The following is a 17,840-nucleotide window of genomic DNA, read 5'->3' as shown; positions in this document are numbered from 1 at the left end:
ATCTTGACCCGCACCATGCAATACGCGCGAGCGGCACCCGACCACGAAAGAACGTTCGACAGCGGGCGTAAAACTGTTGACATCGCAAACCGCCGAATATCACCATTATCGCGCGGCGAGAAATGGCCCACCGACGGCAATACTGAAAACGTGAGTCGCCTAACACGTCATCAAGGAGCAGAGTCGTATGAAAACCGATTGGCATCTGATACGTAATGTTTTGAACGCCGCGATCGACAGTTGCGAGGCGTTGCAATCGGCAGGGTACGCCGAAGAGCACCGGGCTCGGACGATCATCGTGAATGGACGACCGGTTAGCGTTCAAGAGTTCTTGACCAGCGCGTGGACATTGCCCGAGAACGTACGCTATGCGGTGATTCGCCAGCGGCACGACGCAGGACTCGACAGTCCCTACATTCCCGAGGCGGCGAGAATTCTTATTGCCGTCGCTGCCGCGTGCGCGGAAATTGTCGGCGCGGGAAATAGCCCGCCCGGTATCGAAGGGATGCAAAATATGGCAGCGTGGTATCGCAACCACTTCGATCCCAACGTGAAGGCGGCGATCGATGGCATCAGCGGACCATATTCGAGTGCAACAACTCCATAACGCACAAGGCAGGCCGACGGATCTGGATATGCGGAGAGTCATCCGCGTACTCGCCGCGCTAATCCTCGGTTGTTTCGACTGAGTAATTTAGACGATAAGCCAGATTGACCTTGTATCGCGATGGCCGCTTCGGTGTGACTCTGCGGCCTCTTGTGGGTCGACGTGTATCGCGCACCGGTCCACGCAGGCTTCATACGGCCAGCTTCGCTAACGCCATGAAGCCCTCGAGATCGTCAGCATGCGCATCTGGAATGGATGCGGCCGTTCGGGGCGCTCCCCGCGCTATACGCCCAACGCTGTAACACGCCCCCGACTCATAAGGTCAAACTCCCCCGCCCGATCACGCCATCCAATCCACTCAAACCGCGCCCGCCAGATGAAAGCGCGACGCCGGATGCCAGAGTTGCACCGCGGTCGCCACATCGTCTCCGACCCAGGTGCGCCGCCATAGCATCAGGCAAGGCTCGCCGATATCCATCGCGAGATGGCGGCGAATCTGCGCATCGGGCTTGCGCGCGTAAATGCGGAATTCCGCGCGCTGGATCGGCGCGACCCGCACCATGTAAACGTTCGGCGTTTCCAGCGTGAAGTCCTGCTCCAGATAGTGCGGAAACACGCGCGGATTCACATAGCGGTCCTCGAACTGGATCGGTTCATCGTCCTCCATATGGATGATGGCGGAATGAAAAACCGGACCGCTGTCCAATTCGAGTTCGTCAATCGCCGTAGGCCAGCCGCTCGCTTCGAGCGCGATCACGCGCGCCGCGTGTCGATGACCGCGCGAAGCGATTTCATCCGCGATATTGCGGATATCGAGCACCGTCGATTCGTAATCGCGCGGCGCGACGAATGTGCCCGATCCCTGCACGCGCGTGAGCACGCGCTCCGCGGTCAGTTCGCGCAACGCGCGCGAGACCGTCATGCGCGCCACCCCGAACTCCTTCACGAACTCGGTTTCCGAGGGTATTGCATCGCCGGGTTTCCAGGTGCCGTCGGCGATATGCCCCATCACGTAACGCTTGATCTGCTCGTAGGGCGGCGCGACCTTGCGCGGCGCGGACAGCGAGCGCCGCATCGCGCTGTCGGCCTGCATCGGAGCATTCATGTCCGTCATGTTCTCGTTGCGCCTTGAATGGCTTTAGCTGCCGACCACGCCCGGCATCGCATCGTTGGCCGACGCAGCACCCGCACCCGCCACGGACTCCACGGGCGCGGGCGTACAGCGCTCAAGCGTCGAAGGGAAATCGCACGGATCGGGCAGCGGCGGCGGCCCGCCGTCGGCGATCAGGTGGAAGGCCAGCGTCATGTCCTCCGCGAGCGGGCGATCGTCGCAATAGGTCGGCAGGACGGCGCGCACCTGCGTATAGAGCGCTTCCGTGTATGGCGCGCGCGACGCCGCGAGCGGCTGGAGATCGTAGGCCTGCGCCGCCGCCAGCAGTTCGATGCCGACAATGCGACTGCTGTTTTCGATGACGGCGAGCGCCTTGAGCGCGGCGGGCGTCGCGTGGCACAGGTGATCTTCCTGCAAGCCGGACGTCACCCCGCCGTCGAGACTTGCCGGAGCGGCTTCGCGACGGTTCTGCGCGACCAGCGCCGCCGCCGTGTACTGCGCGATCATGAAGCCCGAACGCGTGCCGCTCGCTTGTGCGAGGAATGCGGGCAGTCCGCTCACAAGGGGATTCACGAGGCGGTCCAGTCGTCGCTCCGCCATCGCCGCGACCTGCGCGACGGCCGCGGCGAGGCTGTCCATCGCCAGCGCGATCGATGCGCCCACCGCGTGCGCCTGCGAATACACGCGCGGCTCGTCGAGCGTCCCGGCGACAATCGGGTTGTCGGTCGTCGAGGCGAGTTCGCGATTCACCACTTCCGCCGTCGCGGCCAGCACGTCGCGCGCCGCGCCGTGCACGTGCGGAATCGTCCGCATGCTCAGCGGGTCCTGAGTGCGCCGGCCGAGCGCCGCTGCCAGCAGGCCGCTGCCCGCCAGCGCCGCGCGCATACGCGCGCCGACTCGCGCGAGCCCCGGCGAAACGCGAAACGCCAGCGAGCCCGCGTCGAACGCCGCCATCTGGCCGCCGAGATTTTCGAAGCTCATCGCGGCGACGGCATCGGCCCAATCGAGCAGCCAATGCGCGCGCTGGAGCGCAAGCGCCGCGAGCCCCGTCACGCACGGCGTGCCGTTCACGAGGCTCAAGCCTTCCTTTGCTTGCAGCGATAGCGGTTCGAGCCCGAGTCGCCGCAACGCGTCTGCGCCGCTCATGCGTTCGCCGCGCCAGCGCGCGTGCCCCGCGCCCACGCACACGAGCGCGATGTGCGCCATGTGGCTCAGGTAACCGACCGAACCGAGCGCGGGCACTTCGGGCAGGCAATCGGCCTCGAGCAGCGCCACGAGCCGTTCGACGAGTTCGACGCGCACACCCGAATGACCATGCGCGTAATTGTTGATGGCGGCGGCCATGATCGCGCGCGTTTCCTGCGCGCCCAGCGGCTCGCCCACGCCCACCGCGTGGCTCATCAGAATGTTGTGCGAGAGCGCATGCTGCTCGGCCGGCGACACCACCACGTCGCACAGTGCGCCGACGCCCGTGTTCACGCCGTACGCGCGGATATTGCGGGCAATGATCTGCTCGACGAGCGCACGCGCGGCGCCGATGCGTTCGCGCGCGTCGGGCGCCAGTTCGAGCGGCGCGCCCGCGGCGACGGCGCAGATTTCGCGCCAGTCCAGCGGGCGCGTGGAACGGATGACTGACATGATGAACTCGCGCTGGAAATCAGTGAGCGTTGCGGTCCTGGTGGCTCGACACGAACTGGCGGAAGCGTTCCGACTTGTGTTCGCCGAATACCTCGTCGGGCGTGCCGTCCGAATCGACCTGGCCTTGATGCAGAAACATCACGCGATTCGACACATGTTTCGCGAACCCCATTTCATGCGTGACGACCAGCATCGTGCGGCCTTCGTCGGCGAGCGCGCGCATCACGCGCAGCACTTCGCCCACGAGTTCGGGATCGAGCGCCGAGGTCGGCTCGTCGAACAACATGACCTTCGGATGCATCGCAAGGGCGCGCGCGATGGCCACGCGCTGCTGCTGGCCGCCGGAAAGATGCGCGGGATAGTGCGCGCGCTTGTCGGCGAGACCGACCTTGGCGAGCAGCGCTTCGGCTTCCTCGACCGATTCCGCGCGCGTGCGCTTGAGCACGCGCATCGGCCCTTCGATGAGGTTGTCGAGCACGGTCATATGCGACCAGAGATTGAAGTTCTGAAACACCATGCCCAGTTGCGAGCGCACGCGGTCCACCTGGCGGCGGTCCTCCGGTTGCAGTTTTCCGTCGCGGCGGCGCTTCATTTTCAGCGCTTCGCCGCCGAGCGATACGGAACCGTCATCGGGCATTTCGAGCAGATTCAGGCAACGCAGAAAGGTGCTCTTGCCCGAGCCGCTCGCGCCGAGAATCGAAATCACATCGCCTTCGTGAGCATCGAGCGAAATACCTTTGAGGACGTGATGGTCGCCGAACGACTTGTGAATGTTCTTCACGGACAGGGCGACCGGTGCGGATGCGTTCATACGTTTCTCCGGGGAGATGCGCGGCTCACGAAGCGGCGCGGCGGGTTTCGAGTTGCGTGGCAGCACGGCGCGCTGACACGGGCGCGGCGCGCAGATGGCGCGACAGGCGACGCTCCAGCAGCCCGATCAGGCGAACCACGAGGAAATTCAGGCACAGATAAATCAGCGCGGCGCAGGCGAACACTTCGGTGGTCCGATAGGTTTGCTGAATGATTTGCTGCGCAACGCCGGTGACTTCCCACACGGTGACGAGGCTCGCGAGCGCCGTCGACTTCACGAGCAGCACGGCCTCGGTCGAATACGCAGGCAGGCACTGACGCAGCGCGATCGGGCCGATGACGCGGCGCAGCAGCGAGAAGCCCGAAAGGCCGATGGCATAGCCCGCCTCGATCTGTCCGACCGGCACCGCCATCAAGCCGCCGCGAATAATTTCGGCGGTATAGCCCGCCGTGCAGAGCGCGAGCGAAAGCACGGCGCACACATACGGCTCGCGCAGCACGGGCCACAGAAAACTCTCGCGAATCACGCCGAACTGGCCGAGACCGTAATAGACGAGAAACATCTGGATCAGCAGCGGCGAGCCGCGAAACACGAGGATGTACGCGCGCGCAAAGCGATTGGGCAGCCAGTGCGGCGAGACGCGCATCGTGACGACCACGAGCGACAGCAGCCCGCCGATCACGAGCGAGGCGAAGAACAGACCCAGCGTGACCGGCACCGCCGCGATCAGCTGACGCGTGGTGTCGAGAAGAAAGTCGAAGTCGATTTGCATGATGGGGCCGCTCTGGCGTCAGTTGCGCGCGAAGTTGCGTTTGAAGGAGCGGCCGACGATCGCTTCCGCCCGGCCGAACACGCGGTTCGATACCCCCGTCATCGCGAGATACAGCGCGCCGCCCACGACGAAGAACAGGAAGTACTGATGCGTCGATCCCGCCGCCACCTGGCTCGCGCGCAGCAATTCGACGAGACCGGTGACCGAAATCAGCGCGGAGTCTTTCAGGCTCAGTTGCCAGACGTTTCCGATACCGGGCAATGCGAAACGCAGCACCTGGGGAATCAGGATGCGGCGCGCCATCGTGAGCGTGGGCATGCCGATCGCGCGCGCGGCTTCGAGTTCTCCGCGCGACACCGCCTGCACGGCGGCGCGATAGACCTCGGCCTGATACGCGCCGGAAATCATGCCGACGGCGAATGCGCCGATCACGAACGGCGGCACGCCGATAAAGCCGTCCGCGCCGAACCACTGCCCGATCGAGGACACCAGCGACGAGCCGCCGAAATAAAACAGATAGATGACGAGCAGTTCCGGCACGCCGCGAAACACCGTCGTGTAGAAGTCGCCGATCACGCGCGCCGTGCGAAAGCGCGAGAGCTTGGCGGCCGCCACCATCGCACCGAACACCGCGCCGATCGCGAGCGCTGCGATCGTCAACACCACCGTCATGAGCGCGCCGAGCAGGAGCACGCCGCCCCAGCCTTCGGTCCCGAAACCGAGCATTTGGAAAAGAGCCATCACGCCACCTCAAGCAAGCCTGCGAAACCCACCGCGCGACAGCCGCCGCTCGCTCCGGAGCCGGCGGCCGCGCGCGCTCACGCGACGCGCGCCAATCAGGGCGTCACGTCGGTCTTGAACCACTTCTCCGAGAGCTTCTTCACGGTGCCGTCGGCAATCGCCGCCGTGATCGCCGCGTCGAACTTCGCCTTCAGGTCCGCGTCCTGCTTGCGAAACGCGAGGCCCTCGCCGGGTCCCCAGATCGGGCCGCCGATCTTCGGGCCGGCCGCGACGGTGGGCACCGCCTCTTTCTTGTCGGCGTTCGCGGCGTAGTAAGTCACGTCGTCGAAGGAGGCATCGATACGGCCGTTGGACAGGTCGAGATCGCGTTCCGGCGAGGTCTTGTAGACGCGGATCGAAGCAACGTCCTTGAAGTTCTCGTTGATGAAGCGCGTGTACACCGTGCCCGACTGGATGCCGATGGTCTTGCCCTTGAGCGCGGTGCGCAGCGCCTGCACGGCGGGCGCGTTCGATTTCGCGTCGGTGTCGAGCTTGAGCGCCGCCGCGGTCGGGCCCGCCTTCGGCAGGATCTTCGTGTCGGTCACGGCGAAGGTCGCCGGCGTGGACGCATACGGCTTCGAGAACGCGATGATCTTCTCGCGCTCGGGCGTGATCGAAATCGCATCCATCAGGACGTCGAACTTTCCGGCCTGGAGGCCCGGGATCATGCCGTCCCAGTCCTGCGCCACGAGATTGCACTTGAGCTGCGCGCGTGCGCACAGATTCGCGGCGAGTTCGGGCTCGAAGCCGCCAAGCTTGCCGCCCGGCAGCGTCATGTTCCATGGCGCGTAGCCGCCTTCAAGCGCGATCGTCACATCCTTCGCCTGCGCGGCGCCGCCGAACAGGGCCGTGCCGATGGCCGCCCCGATCATTCCCTTGGCCAACTTGCTGTACTTCGACTGCATCTCGATGCTCCTTTGATTGGCGAAACAGCGGAACGGCTCGTGAGGCGATGACGCCTCGCGTGTTGTCTAGACAAGATGCGGGAACAAAATAATTGAAGCAAGCGGAATTCTCAGAAATTCACCCGCTCCAGGGTATGCCCTGGACATTGGGCCCGCTTCAGACAGCAGGAAGCGCGTATTCGTCGGACGCATGCCCCAGAATCGTGCGGATCGACAGCAAATAGAAAGCGTCCGTGCGGCGCATGCACACAGTTGACTAGACGAGATTGCACGAGCGAGATGGCTTGCGGTGCGGAGGCTGCTGCACGACGCCGCCGGGCCAACAGACGAGCGTTGAATCGGGCACTTGATAGATTACAAAAAATACAGCCAGAATGATGCCGCGACGAGTGATGGCGATCCGTATGTATGTATCTGCATACATCCCTACCCAATGACACTCCCGAGGATTTCGAACATTGCCGAAAAACCGCATTCCCCTTCGAAACGCCGGCCAGAAAAATTACCCAGAACCTGCCTCCAACCCTCGGGAGCCGCAAATGAAGTCTCTTTGGCGCTTTTTTACGCTGATCCATGGGCTGATGGCGGCTCTCTTCACATGTGCCGCGCTGATGTTGATTGCGATTGCCGCACACACCGGATGGACAGCGTTCACACACCAGTGGGACCAGACAGCCGCGCTATCGATCATCGAAGCGCTGGGACTGCTGGCCGGCGCCGTTGTGGCAATCCAGATTGCCGAGACGATCGTCGAAGAAGAGGTCATCCGGGAAGCGGACGTTAGCGGACCGACTCGCGTACGACGTTTCATGTCCCGGTTTCTTGTCGTTGTGGTCGTCGCGCTTGCCATCGAGGGACTCGTGGCGACATTCAAGGCGCTACATCAGGATCCCTCGCAGCTCTGGTTTGCGGCGGCGCTGATCGCGTCCACTGCCTTGCTGCTTGCGGCCTGGGGGGTGTTCGTCCACCTGAATCGGTCGGCGGAAGAACTGGAACCGGAAGCCATGGAGAAAGCAAAACGCGAAGACGCGAAGATCCAATAGACCCGCACTCAATGCACTTCTCCGGCACAAAAAAGCGCCGCGCGGTTTTTAGTGCTGCCGTGCCAATACCGGGGCGTGCAGATAAAAAAAGCAGCCGGCAATTGGCCGGCTGAAATGTCGTAGCGATGCACTTCGCTACGCGATTTGCGATTTGCGATCCGGGGTTATCGGAATCGCCCTTAAAGTCACGACTTTTTCTTGTCCTTTTCCTGATGCGCCGGCGCCTTGGCAGGTGCATGTTGCGCCGTCACCTGCGCATGTGCGGCCACGGCATTACCACCACGTTGCTGGCCGCCGGGTTGAGCGCCGGTGTGCGCGGCTCCAGCCGCCATATGCGGATTGCCCGTCGCATGATCCGGCAGATGACCTTCGTGATGCGCCATCACGTTATGCAGTTCATCTCGTCGATGGAAAACGTCTGCGCGATGATCGCCATGTGCATAGAATTGGCGATGGCGTCTGCCATCCGGACCGATAATCCAGATGTAGGTCGAACCGCCGATGAACACCACATCGCTATCGGCAACGACCGCGATCGACGCGTCGTAAGGCATGGGGGCGTAGTAGTCTTCGACCACGACGGGCACAGGCGGCGGCGGAGCGAGCACGCTCTGAATCGCCGCGCCCACGTTGGGATCGACGACGAGTTGCCCCTGAGGGTTAGTCACACAGCCTGCAAGCAGCGAAAAAACGGTAAAAGCCGCGCAGCGCGTGGTTGTTATTTTCATGGTCATTCCTCGATGCGGTCATTTTTTGTTTTCGATTCTGTATCAACGACCCCCGCATCGATTTCTTAAGAACTTATTGATAAGTCTATATTTCTGATCGTTACAGCTCCGCCACGCACAAAGCGTTCGCGGCGCGCGTTCGTGGAAGCCTTGCAATTGCCCCGTTCATTCGCGATCGAAGCCGCGGACATTCAACGTTCAAAGGCTCGATATGGCGGATGCCGATGCCCGCATCCACCCGCGCGTGTCGAAGGCGAAAGAGCAATCGATCACAAAGCTCACCAGAGCCTTGCACCAGTATTCAGACACGTCGTGCGATTGCGCGATCATTGCGCCGTCGCGAAACACGCGACACAGCGGCACATCCGTGCGGATGTCGACGTCATCGCCCATATCCGTCATGAAGGGATCGCCAGCGCGCCGCACTCACGCGGCGCGTGGCGTCGATGCGTTAGCGCGGCGAAGCGAGCACGCTCGCGATCACGCCGGTCGCCACCGCGGCCAGCACGTAGTCGCCGTTCACGCCGACCCAGTGATAGCCGCGCGGCGGTGCGGAGAGTCCGTGGCCGCGCCAGTCGTCGACGACATAGTTGCGATCGCGGTATTCCGGCGGAATGCGGTCGCCTTTGTGCCAGTCGTTATGCGGCACCGGACCTCCCGGACGGGAAATCGACGCGTCATGCATCGGCGCACCATGCCCCGGGTTGCCGTGAGGTGCGCCATGCGGCGCCCCATGCGGCGCGCCGTGGCTCGCGCCTGGATGACCCTGACCATCGGGTCCACCGTCCTGATGCGGTTGAGCGTACACAACGGCCGACACACGGAACAACGAGCAAATAAGTGCACTCGCAACAGCTTTGCGATACATAAAGATTCCTCCCTGGGTTATGACTGAGTCATGCTCGCGTCCCGGCTGGATGTTCGCTACACGCCGCCGGTCGCAGCAAAAGGTTAGCAGAGGCAGCTAGCCCCCGCAGAAAAGCACACACTCGCCTGTCGGCAAGCACGCCACGTTCCGCGGCCGACGCCCATGCCAGTCGTTTTGCCGCAAGCCGTCGCCGGTACGATCGTGTGCGCGTTTGCGGCACACAATCCAGCCAATATTGGCCGGACGAGGCGCAATTCAAATGCCTGTATCATGAGCGGTTTTTCGATGACGCGGTCGGCGCGCCATCAAACCCGAGGTAATGCCCTATGTTCGGCCGATTCATGCCCAGAGACGGCAATTTTTTCGAGATTTTCAATGCCCATGCCCGATATATCGTGGACGGCAGTCATGCTCTCGAAAAGCTGATCGAGAATCTCGACGACGCGGAGCGACACCGGCGAAACATCAAGATCAACGAAAAGTCGGCCGATAAACTGACTCGCGACTGCAACGATCTGCTGCACAAGACCTTCATCACGCCGCTGGATCGCGATCAGATCCAGCAGCTCATCAACACGCTGGATGACATCATCGACGTGATTGAGGATGTTGCGAACACCATTACGCTGTATGACGTGCAAGCGTTGCCCGACGATGCGATCGAGTTCGCGCGGCTGAGCACGAAGACAGCCATTCAGGTTCAGCAGGCCGTCAGCATGCTTTCCGACATGAAGCAGGCAGATCAGATCCTGCGATGCTGCAAGGAAATCGACGAACTCGAATCCGAAGTCGACCGGTTGCTGCGTATCGCGATCTCGCGGCTATTCCGCGAGGAAGCCGATGTCAAGACGCTCATCAAACTGAAAAGCGTCTACGAACTGCTTGAAACCATTACCGATAAATGCGAGGTCGCCGCAACCATTATCGAGGGCATTGTGCTGGAAAACGCTTGAGCGAATTCAACCATGCATCCGATTCAACTCGCTCTCTGGGCCATCATTCTGCTCGTCGCGATCGCCCTCCTGTTTGACTTCATGAATGGGTTTCACGACGCCGCCAACGCCATTGCGACCGTGGTGTCCACCGGGGTGTTGAAGCCGCAGCAAGCGGTCGCATTTGCGGCGTTCTTCAACGTCGTTGCGTATTTTGTCTTTCACCTCGGCGTGGCCGCCACCATCGGCAAAGGCACGATCGATCCCGCGATAGTCGATCAGTACGTGGTGTTCGGCGCACTGATCGGCGCCATCGGCTGGAATTTCATCACCTGGTACTACGGCATTCCCTCCAGTTCGTCGCATGCGCTGATCGGCGGACTGGTCGGCTCGGCGCTGGCCAAATCCGGCTGGGGCGCGCTGAATCTCGACGGCGTCATGAAGACCGTGGCCTTCATCGTCATCTCGCCGGTGCTGGGTTTCGTGCTGGGCTCGTGCTTCATGCTCGGCATCGCCTGGCTCTATTTCCGCGTGCCGCAAAGCAAGGTGGATCGCCAGTTCCGCAGCCTGCAATTGATCTCGGCGGGCCTTTACAGCCTCGGGCACGGCGGCAACGACTCGCAGAAGACCATCGGCATTATCTGGATGCTGCTGATCGCCGCGGGCTACGCATCGCACAACGCCGTCGCGCCGCCGCTCTGGGTGGCCGCCGGATGCTATGCGTCGATGGGACTCGGAACCCTTTTCGGCGGATGGCGCATCGTGCGGACGATGGGGCAGAAGATCACGAAGCTCAAGCCGGTGGGCGGTTTTTGCGCCGAACTCGGCGGCGCGCTCACCTTATTCGTCGCCTCGGGGCTCGGCATTCCCGTTTCGACGACGCATACCATCACCGGCGCGATCGTCGGCGTCGGCGCCACGCAGAAGCTCTCCGCGGTGCGTTGGGGCGTGGCGGGCAATATCATCTGGGCCTGGGTGCTCACCATCCCGGCTTCCGCGGCGATGGCGGCAATGGCCTGGTGGATCGGGACCCGGCTGCTTTAAGAAAACGGCCGCCGTTTTTTATCGCATCGAATCGCGCCATTCTGTGTGACACTAGTGTTACATCCAGACGCCGATCGCAAGGCGCCCCGTCAACGGGGCCCCAAAGTCGTGCAGTAACCGTCGCCTATCGTGTTGATCCTTCTGAATCTGCTTTCCGGTGTGTCGCTTCTGGTGTGGGGCACACACATCGTTCGCACCGGCATACTGCGCGTGCTCGGCGCCGATCTTCGCGCGATCCTCGGCCGCAGCACGGGTAGCCGCCTCAAGGCCTTTCTTGCCGGGCTGGGCGTCACCAGCCTCGTGCAAAGCAGTAACGCCACGGCGGTCATCATCTCGTCGTTCGCCGCGCAAGGCATGGTGTCGCTGGCCAGCGGCCTGACCATCATGCTGGGCGCCGACGTGGGCACCGCGCTCATGGCGCGGGTGCTGACACTCGATCTGTCGTGGCTGTCTCCGCTGCTGATACTCGCCGGCGTACCGCTGTTTCTCACGCGCAAGCAGACGCGCGCCGGCCAGACCGGGCGCACGCTCATCGGGCTCGGTCTGATCCTGCTGGCGCTTCACCTGATCGTGGAAGCGGCACAACCGATGATGCAGGGCACGAGCGTCAGGGTGATGTTCAGCGCCCTGACCGGCGACACGATGCTCGACGCGCTCGTCGGCGCGGCCTTCGCGATGCTCTCGTATTCGAGCCTCGCCGCCGTTCTTTTGACCGCGACGCTCGCCTCCTCCGGCGTCATTTCGTTGAAGGTCGCCTTGTGTCTCGTGGTCGGCGCGAATCTCGGCAGCGGTCTGCTCGCGCTGATGAGCGCATTGCCCCAAAACGCCGCGGCGCGCCGCCTCGCCGTGGGCAGTTTCGCCTTCAAGCTGCTCGGCGCGGTGATTATCCTGCCGTTCGCCTCGTTGCTCGCACGCGCATTGCCGGTCATCATTTCGAATCCGCGCGAGGCCGTGGTCGGCTTCCATCTCATCTACAACACGGTGCGGTGTTGCGCCTGCCTCACGATGGTCGACCGGGTCGCCGCCATCTGCCGTCGCTTGTTGCCCGACCGGCCGCAGGTGGCCGGCGAACTGCGTCCGCTCCATCTCGACCCCGCCGGGCTGGCCACGCCGGGACTCGCGCTGGCCAACGCGTCGCGCGAAGTGCTGCGGATTGGCGACATCGTCGGCGTGATGCTGGAGAACGTGTCGGAACTGCTCAGACGCAACGATCTCGCCGTCGCGCGCGAAACCATGCGCATGGACGACGACGTCGACCAGCTCTACGCCGAAGTGAAAAGCTATCTGACGCTGATCTCGCGCGAGCAACTCGATGAAGCCGAAAGCCGCCGCTGGACGGACATCATTTCCCTCACGATCAATCTCGAACATGCGGGCGACATCATCGAGCGCATCGTGAGCGACATCGAAGAGAAAAAGATCTCCCAGCGGCTCGCGTTCTCCGAGGAAGGACTGGGTGAACTCGACGATCTGCACGCGCGGCTGGTGAGCAATCTGCGGCTAGGCCTGTCGGTGTTCCTGAACAACGATCTGCGCTGCGCGGAGCAGCTTCTGGCCGAGAAGGAACGCTTCCGCGATCTGGAGCGCGTGTATTCCCACAAGCATCTGGACCGGCTGGCAGGCCAGTCGCTTCGCAGCGTGGAAACCAGCGCGCTGCACCTCGATCTGATCAGCAATATGAAGCGGCTGAATTCGCTGTTCTGCTCGACGGCGTATCCGGTGCTTGACGCCGCCGGCGCGCTTCATGAAACGCGCCTGCGCAAACGTTCGCTCGACAGTCTGCACACGAAGGAGTGACGCCGCTGTTCCTGCTCGCTGCTCCTGCTCGCCGACGTGTTCCAGACGGTGCCGCAGACGGTGCATTCGCGGCGCGCCCGCGCCCGCGCCGCCATATCCGTTATAGCGGCGCCAGGCGCTCCACGACCTCGTCGAACGACGGTCTGTGCTCGACGCTTGCGGCCAGACAATCCGTAACCAGTGCCTGAAACGCCGCAGCCAGCTCGCCAGCCTCCCCCACCAGGCGAGACGCCAGTTCCTCGAGCAAACACCCGAACGCCCGCACCTCGATCCGCTCGAGCGACTGCGCCAGCGACTCGTCGCGCGCGTCGAACAACGACGCCGCGCCAAAATCCCCGAGCAACGCGTGCCCCGCGCCGTCATGCAGAATATTGTGCGCATACAGATCGCCGTGCATGATCCCGCGCCGATGCAGATGCCGCGCCGCCGACGCCATTCCGCTCGCGATCCGCAGCGCCACGGTCCGGTCGAACAGCGTATCGGCGGCGTACACATCGCGCGTGCACGAATCGAGACTCGGCGGCCCGGCGAGATTGCCGAACGCCGGATCGATCAATGCCATCACGAGCCCATGCTCGCCGAGCGGATGCCCCGTGGCCTTGCCCAGCACGGGAATCAGATTCGGATGCGGCCCCGCCTGCAAACACGCCGCCATTTCCAGTTCCGGCAATCCGTCGCTGGTCACCGCGCCCTTGAACAGCTTCACGGCGACCGCTTCGGCCGGATGCCCGTCCTTCAACAGACGCGTCGCGCGATGCGTCACGCCCGACGCGCCCTCGCCCAGCGTTTGCCCGAGCGCGAGCGTATGCCAGTCGATATCGGGCACCGAGGCATCCGTGAGCGCAGCCTGTTCGCGCATCGCATTCAGCGGATTGCCCGCATAAGCGAGCCACGCGAGCCGCGGCAGACGCAACAGCCAGTCCGGCAACGCGTCGAGCCGGTTCGCCGACAGCCGCAGCAGTTCGAGCCGCTCGCAGGCCGCCATCGTCTCCGGCAGCGCGCGCAGCCGGTTACCCGCCAGCATCAGTTTCTGCAATTGCGGACGTTCGCCGATTTCCTGCGGCAACGCATCGATGTTGTTGTCGGTCAGGATCAGCCAGCGCAATGACGGCGGCAGCGCGCTCGCCGCAACGTGGCGAATGCGGTTCGCCTTGAAACCGACCATGCTCAGCGACGCGCAATCGCCGAGCATCGGCGGCAACGCGGTAAACGGATTATTCGACGCGAACAGAATGCGCAGATGGCGCAGCTTCGGCAGGTCGTCGGGCAGCGAAGTCAGCGCGTTGCCCGAAAGGTCGAGCACTTCCAGCGTGTCGGCGAGATCGAAAATCTCGCGCGGGAATTCGGTCAACCCGCAAGCGAGCTTGAGCTGTCGTGCGCCGGCAAGGCGGCCGGCGCGCAGTTGTTCGAGGGTGGCGGTGGTCACGCGTGGATCGAATCGGAGAATGGCAGGGAGTGTCGGATGCGCGCAGGCGGCGTCCATGCTGCCAATTCTAGCGGGAACGATCCGCGAGGGCGGCGATGGCGCGATTTCACGCGTGTCGAACGGGGCGCGATCCCTTCGCGAGCGCCATGTCGGCGGGCAGAAATGACAACGGCGCCGCGTGAGCCTCCACGCGGCGCCGTTGCTGCATCACGTCTGATTTACGGGCGGCGCGCGCCGCCTGCGTCCTCGGTGACGCTCACGCGTTGCAGACGCGCGTCGGAGGGTTGCGTGTCTTGCGCGCGCTCCGCGTCGTCGTCCGTTGCGACCTGCGAGAGATCGCGGCCGCGCGTTTCGGGCAGCATCAGCGCCGCCGTCACCACGAGCAGATACGAGACGCACGCGCAGATGCCCATCGCCGCGCCGAGTTCGAGTTTCGCGCTCAGCACGCCGACCATCGTCGGCATGATCGCGCCGATCGCGCGGCCCGCGTTGCCGCACAGCCCTTGCGCCGATGCACGGATGCGCGTCGGGAACAGTTCGGCGATATACGCACCGGTGCCCGCCGCCGTGCCCGATTGCAGCGTGCCCAGCACGAAGCCGAGCACCAGCGTGACCGGCAGCGTGATGTGCACGAGCGTGTACGTGGCCACGGCAATCGCCTGCAGGCACGCGATCACGATGAACGTATAACGGCGGCCGAAGCGATCCGCCATCCAGCCGTTCAGGAACGCGCCCGCGAACGAACCGAGAATGTTGATCGCGAGATAGCCGCCCACGTTCGTGATCGACAGATGCAGCGCGAGTTTCAGATACGCCGGCAGCCACGTAATCATCACGTAGTTGCCGCCGTAGATGCCGAACGTCAGCAGGATCGCCTTGAAGGTGGTCATGCGCGTGGGCGCGGCGAACACTTCCCAGATGCTCGGGCGGTCCTCGGCGTGCTCGCGCTGGATCTGCGCGAACACCGGCGCTTCCTTGATGTGTCGGCGAATCCACAGCACGAGCAGCGTCGGCAGCAGGCCGATGGCGAACATCACGCGCCACGCGAGCGCCGGTTCGAGCGTGTTGAACAGCAAGGTGGAGAGCAGCACGGCCACGCCGTAGCCCACGGCCCAGCCCGCCTGAAGCGAGCCGACCGCGCGGCCGCGCACTTGCGGACGGATCGTTTCGCTGATGAGCACCGCGCCCACGGCCCATTCGCCGCCGAAGCCGAGGCCTTGCAGCCCGCGCGTGATCATCAGTTGCCAGAACGAGTCGGTGAACGCGGAGAGCAGCGTGAACGCCGAGAACCACAGAATGGTGATCTGCAGGATGCGCACGCGTCCGTAGCGGTCGGCGAGAATACCCGCGATCCAGCCGCCCAGCGACGCCATGATGAGCACCGTCGTGCCCAGAATGCCGGCCTGGCCGCGCGTCATGCCCCAGAGGGCGATCAGCGTGGGAATCGCGAGGGCATACATCTGCGTATCCATCGCATCGAGTCCCCAGCCGCTGAAGCACGCCCAGTAGGTGCGCTTCTCCGGCTTCGTCAACTCGGTGTACCACTTGAACATGCTCTGTCTCCTTCCACCTGCCTGATGCCGTGCCTCACTTGCCTGCATGCGCCGAAGCGCTACGACAACCGCGACAACCCAGCGAAAACCACTCAGTCGATATAGCGCAGCCCGAGCTTTTCGAGCGGCTCGCGCATCTTGTACATGTCGAGGCCGAGCACGCCCGAAGCGAGCTTCGCGCGTTTTTCGCCTTCGAACGATTCGCGTGCGATGGCTTTATCGAGCGTATCGACGGCCTTCGCCGCCGGCACCACGACCACGCCGTCGTTATCGGCCACGATCACGTCGCCCGGATTCACGAGCGCGCCCGCGCACACCACGGGAATGTTGACCGAGCCGAGCGTCGCCTTGATGCAGCCCTTCGACGAAATGGCCTTGCTCCACACCGGGAAGCCCATTTCCTGCAGCACGCTCACGTCGCGCACGCCGCCGTCGATGATCAGCGCACGCGCGCCGCGCGCCTTGAAGCTGGTCGCCAGCAGGTCGCCGAAATAACCGTCGGTGCATTCGGCCGTGATGGCCGCGACCACGATGTCGCCGGGCTGAATCTGCTCGGCGGCCACGTGCATCATCCAGTTGTCGCCGGGATGCAGCAGCACCGTCACGGCCGTGCCGCTCACCGGCGCGCCCGCGTAGATCGGCCGCATATACGGCTTCATCAGGCCGACGCGGCCCATGGCTTCGTGCACGGTCGCGCTGCCCAGCGCGCCGAGTTCGTCCGCCGCGCGGCGTTCCGCGCGGGCGATGTTGCGATACACCACTCCGAGTTCAGTCATGTTCAACGTCCTTGTGCCTTGAGCGTGGCGTCGAGGCGCGAATACACGCGACGCGCATTGCCTTCGTAAATCTTGTAGCGCTGGTCCGGGTTCATGTCCGCGGCTTCCACGTAGCGCTTCGTATCGTCGAAATAATGGCCCGTTTGCGGATCGATGCCGCGCACCGCGCCGATCATTTCGCTGGCGAACAGAATGTTGTCGACCGGAATCACCTTCGTCAGCAGGTCGATGCCCGGCTGGTGATACACGCAGGTGTCGAAGAAAATGTTTTTCAGCAGATGCTCTTCGAGCAGCGGCTTTTTCATTTCCTGCGCGAGGCCGCGGAAACGGCCCCAGTGATACGGCACCGCGCCGCCGCCGTGCGGAATCACGAATTTCAGCGTGGGGAAATCGCGGAACAGATCCGACGTGAGGCATTGCATGAACGCCGTCGTGTCCGCGTTCAGATAATGCGCGCCGGTGGTGTGGAAGCACGCGTTGCAGCTCGTGCTCACGTGCACCATCGCCGGAATGTCGTATTCGACCATCTTTTCATAGATCGGATACCACGAGCGGTCGGAGAGCGGCGGGCTCGTCCAGTGGCCGCCCGAGGGATCCGGATTCAGATTGATCGCCACATTGCCGTACTGCTCCACGCACTTCACGAGTTCGGGAATACAGGTTGCGACATCCACGCCGGGGCTTTGCGGCAGCATCGCGGCTGGAATGAAATGCTCCGGAAACAGCTGGCTCACGCGGTAGCACAGCTCGTTGCAGATCGCGGCCCACGTAGCGGAGACTTCGTAATCGCCGATGTGGTGCGCCATGAAGCTGGCGCGCGGGCTGAACACCGTGAGGTCGAGGCCGCGCTCGCGCATCAGGCGCAGCTGGTTCTGCTCGATCGACTCGCGCAGCTCGTCGTCGCTGATCTTCAGCTCGGAGACGGACGGCATCTCCGACGGGCTGTTGATGCCCGCGATCTGGCGGTTGCGCCACGTTTCCAGCGCCTTGGGAGCGGTCGTGTAGTGACCGTGGATGTCAATGATCATCAGTATTCCGTACTACATGAA

The 17,840-nt window shown here is 63.5% G+C and carries 18 protein-coding genes; 5 read left to right on the top strand and 13 right to left on the bottom strand.

The features are described 5' to 3' along the window. Nucleotides 1-187: 187 nt before the first annotated feature. Complete coding sequence (locus BMY06_RS05190) at nucleotides 188-607, top strand: hypothetical protein (protein WP_065060975.1); 420 nt, start codon at nucleotides 188-190, stop codon at nucleotides 605-607. A 358-nt stretch (nucleotides 608-965) separates the two neighbouring features. Here BMY06_RS05190 and hutC read toward each other — a convergent pair whose 3' ends face one another. The 6 genes from hutC to BMY06_RS05160 form a co-directional block, all read right to left on the bottom strand. Next, complete coding sequence (gene hutC / locus BMY06_RS05185) at nucleotides 966-1,700, bottom strand: histidine utilization repressor (protein ID WP_231957601.1); 735 nt, start codon at nucleotides 1,698-1,700, stop codon at nucleotides 966-968. 45 nt (nucleotides 1,701-1,745) lie between these two features. Then, nucleotides 1,746-3,356 (bottom strand): HAL/PAL/TAL family ammonia-lyase, encoded by a 1,611-nt coding sequence (locus BMY06_RS05180; RefSeq protein WP_065060976.1) that lies wholly within the window; start codon nucleotides 3,354-3,356, stop codon nucleotides 1,746-1,748. A gap of 19 nt (nucleotides 3,357-3,375) precedes the next feature. Next, the gene (locus tag BMY06_RS05175) at nucleotides 3,376-4,167 is read right to left on the bottom strand and encodes an ABC transporter ATP-binding protein (RefSeq protein WP_065060977.1); all 792 of its coding nucleotides are present in this window, start codon (nucleotides 4,165-4,167) and stop codon (nucleotides 3,376-3,378) included. A gap of 25 nt (nucleotides 4,168-4,192) precedes the next feature. After that, nucleotides 4,193-4,939: an ABC transporter permease gene (locus BMY06_RS05170; protein WP_065060978.1), complete on the bottom strand. Its 747-nt coding sequence runs from the start codon at nucleotides 4,937-4,939 to the stop codon at nucleotides 4,193-4,195. A gap of 18 nt (nucleotides 4,940-4,957) precedes the next feature. Further along, the gene (locus BMY06_RS05165; RefSeq protein WP_065060979.1) at nucleotides 4,958-5,680 is read right to left on the bottom strand and encodes an ABC transporter permease; all 723 of its coding nucleotides are present in this window, start codon (nucleotides 5,678-5,680) and stop codon (nucleotides 4,958-4,960) included. Between the two features lie 95 nt (nucleotides 5,681-5,775). Beyond that, complete coding sequence (locus BMY06_RS05160) at nucleotides 5,776-6,624, bottom strand: transporter substrate-binding domain-containing protein (RefSeq protein ID WP_065060980.1); 849 nt, start codon at nucleotides 6,622-6,624, stop codon at nucleotides 5,776-5,778. A gap of 539 nt (nucleotides 6,625-7,163) precedes the next feature. Between BMY06_RS05160 and BMY06_RS05155 the strand changes: the two genes are divergently transcribed. Next, nucleotides 7,164-7,667 (top strand): hypothetical protein, encoded by a 504-nt coding sequence (locus BMY06_RS05155; RefSeq protein ID WP_065060981.1) that lies wholly within the window; start codon nucleotides 7,164-7,166, stop codon nucleotides 7,665-7,667. 185 nt (nucleotides 7,668-7,852) lie between these two features. On the opposite strand, the gene BMY06_RS05150 is transcribed toward BMY06_RS05155, so the two are convergent. From BMY06_RS05150 to BMY06_RS40555, 3 genes are all read right to left on the bottom strand, one after another. Beyond that, nucleotides 7,853-8,395 (bottom strand): hypothetical protein, encoded by a 543-nt coding sequence (locus tag BMY06_RS05150; protein WP_244144268.1) that lies wholly within the window; start codon nucleotides 8,393-8,395, stop codon nucleotides 7,853-7,855. A gap of 198 nt (nucleotides 8,396-8,593) precedes the next feature. Continuing rightward, complete coding sequence (locus tag BMY06_RS05145; RefSeq protein WP_074981881.1) at nucleotides 8,594-8,797, bottom strand: hypothetical protein; 204 nt, start codon at nucleotides 8,795-8,797, stop codon at nucleotides 8,594-8,596. 49 nt (nucleotides 8,798-8,846) lie between these two features. Then, nucleotides 8,847-9,080, bottom strand: coding sequence for an RcnB family protein (locus BMY06_RS40555; protein WP_110330037.1), 234 nt, complete (start codon nucleotides 9,078-9,080; stop codon nucleotides 8,847-8,849). Nucleotides 9,081-9,589: 509 nt separating this feature from the next. Here BMY06_RS40555 and BMY06_RS05135 point away from each other — a divergent pair. The 3 genes from BMY06_RS05135 (at nucleotide 9,590) to BMY06_RS05125 (ending at nucleotide 13,036) form a co-directional block, all read left to right on the top strand. After that, nucleotides 9,590-10,216, top strand: a complete 627-nt coding sequence (locus tag BMY06_RS05135) for a DUF47 domain-containing protein (RefSeq protein WP_065060985.1) — start codon at nucleotides 9,590-9,592, stop codon at nucleotides 10,214-10,216. A gap of 12 nt (nucleotides 10,217-10,228) precedes the next feature. Then, nucleotides 10,229-11,239: an inorganic phosphate transporter gene (locus BMY06_RS05130; protein WP_065060986.1), complete on the top strand. Its 1,011-nt coding sequence runs from the start codon at nucleotides 10,229-10,231 to the stop codon at nucleotides 11,237-11,239. Between the two features lie 129 nt (nucleotides 11,240-11,368). Continuing rightward, a complete protein-coding gene (locus tag BMY06_RS05125; protein WP_074981877.1) occupies nucleotides 11,369-13,036 on the top strand; it encodes a Na/Pi cotransporter family protein in 1,668 nt (555 codons plus the stop codon). A gap of 100 nt (nucleotides 13,037-13,136) precedes the next feature. Here the strand turns inward: BMY06_RS05125 and BMY06_RS05120 are convergent, their stop codons facing one another. The 4 genes from BMY06_RS05120 to BMY06_RS05105 all read right to left on the bottom strand — a co-directional run bounded on the left by BMY06_RS05120 (nucleotide 13,137) and on the right by BMY06_RS05105 (nucleotide 17,819). After that, nucleotides 13,137-14,462: a leucine-rich repeat-containing protein kinase family protein gene (locus BMY06_RS05120; protein ID WP_074982179.1), complete on the bottom strand. Its 1,326-nt coding sequence runs from the start codon at nucleotides 14,460-14,462 to the stop codon at nucleotides 13,137-13,139. 218 nt (nucleotides 14,463-14,680) lie between these two features. Continuing rightward, on the bottom strand, nucleotides 14,681-16,015 hold the full coding sequence (locus tag BMY06_RS05115; RefSeq protein ID WP_074981874.1) for an MFS transporter: 1,335 nt from the start codon (nucleotides 16,013-16,015) through the stop codon (nucleotides 14,681-14,683). 92 nt (nucleotides 16,016-16,107) lie between these two features. Further along, the gene (gene ligK / locus BMY06_RS05110; protein WP_074981872.1) at nucleotides 16,108-16,791 is read right to left on the bottom strand and encodes a 4-carboxy-4-hydroxy-2-oxoadipate aldolase/oxaloacetate decarboxylase; all 684 of its coding nucleotides are present in this window, start codon (nucleotides 16,789-16,791) and stop codon (nucleotides 16,108-16,110) included. Nucleotides 16,792-16,793: 2 nt separating this feature from the next. Continuing rightward, a complete protein-coding gene (locus BMY06_RS05105; RefSeq protein ID WP_065060989.1) occupies nucleotides 16,794-17,819 on the bottom strand; it encodes an amidohydrolase family protein in 1,026 nt (341 codons plus the stop codon). Between the last annotated feature and the right edge of the window lie 21 nt (nucleotides 17,820-17,840).

Source organism: Paraburkholderia tropica (assembly GCF_900109265.1).
Lineage (GTDB): Bacteria > Pseudomonadota > Gammaproteobacteria > Burkholderiales > Burkholderiaceae > Paraburkholderia > Paraburkholderia tropica.
This window is presented reverse-complemented; position numbering and strand designations above follow the sequence as displayed.

Bases quoted from the DNA above. Each gene is read 5' to 3' on its own strand.
- BMY06_RS05190 (WP_065060975.1), top strand. From the start codon at position 188: ATGAAAACCGATTGGCATCTGATACGTAATGTTTTGAACGCCGCGATC.
- hutC (WP_231957601.1), bottom strand. From the start codon at position 1,700: ATGCAGGCCGACAGCGCGATGCGGCGCTCGCTGTCCGCGCCGCGCAAG.
- BMY06_RS05180 (WP_065060976.1), bottom strand. From the start codon at position 3,356: ATGTCAGTCATCCGTTCCACGCGCCCGCTGGACTGGCGCGAAATCTGC.
- BMY06_RS05175 (WP_065060977.1), bottom strand. From the start codon at position 4,167: ATGAACGCATCCGCACCGGTCGCCCTGTCCGTGAAGAACATTCACAAG.
- BMY06_RS05170 (WP_065060978.1), bottom strand. From the start codon at position 4,939: ATGCAAATCGACTTCGACTTTCTTCTCGACACCACGCGTCAGCTGATC.
- BMY06_RS05165 (WP_065060979.1), bottom strand. From the start codon at position 5,680: ATGGCTCTTTTCCAAATGCTCGGTTTCGGGACCGAAGGCTGGGGCGGC.
- BMY06_RS05160 (WP_065060980.1), bottom strand. From the start codon at position 6,624: ATGCAGTCGAAGTACAGCAAGTTGGCCAAGGGAATGATCGGGGCGGCC.
- BMY06_RS05155 (WP_065060981.1), top strand. From the start codon at position 7,164: ATGAAGTCTCTTTGGCGCTTTTTTACGCTGATCCATGGGCTGATGGCG.
- BMY06_RS05150 (WP_244144268.1), bottom strand. From the start codon at position 8,395: ATGAAAATAACAACCACGCGCTGCGCGGCTTTTACCGTTTTTTCGCTG.
- BMY06_RS05145 (WP_074981881.1), bottom strand. From the start codon at position 8,797: ATGACGGATATGGGCGATGACGTCGACATCCGCACGGATGTGCCGCTG.
- BMY06_RS40555 (WP_110330037.1), bottom strand. From the start codon at position 9,080: ATGCATGACGCGTCGATTTCCCGTCCGGGAGGTCCGGTGCCGCATAAC.
- BMY06_RS05135 (WP_065060985.1), top strand. From the start codon at position 9,590: ATGTTCGGCCGATTCATGCCCAGAGACGGCAATTTTTTCGAGATTTTC.
- BMY06_RS05130 (WP_065060986.1), top strand. From the start codon at position 10,229: ATGCATCCGATTCAACTCGCTCTCTGGGCCATCATTCTGCTCGTCGCG.
- BMY06_RS05115 (WP_074981874.1), bottom strand. From the start codon at position 16,015: ATGTTCAAGTGGTACACCGAGTTGACGAAGCCGGAGAAGCGCACCTAC.
- ligK (WP_074981872.1), bottom strand. From the start codon at position 16,791: ATGACTGAACTCGGAGTGGTGTATCGCAACATCGCCCGCGCGGAACGC.
- BMY06_RS05105 (WP_065060989.1), bottom strand. From the start codon at position 17,819: ATGATCATTGACATCCACGGTCACTACACGACCGCTCCCAAGGCGCTG.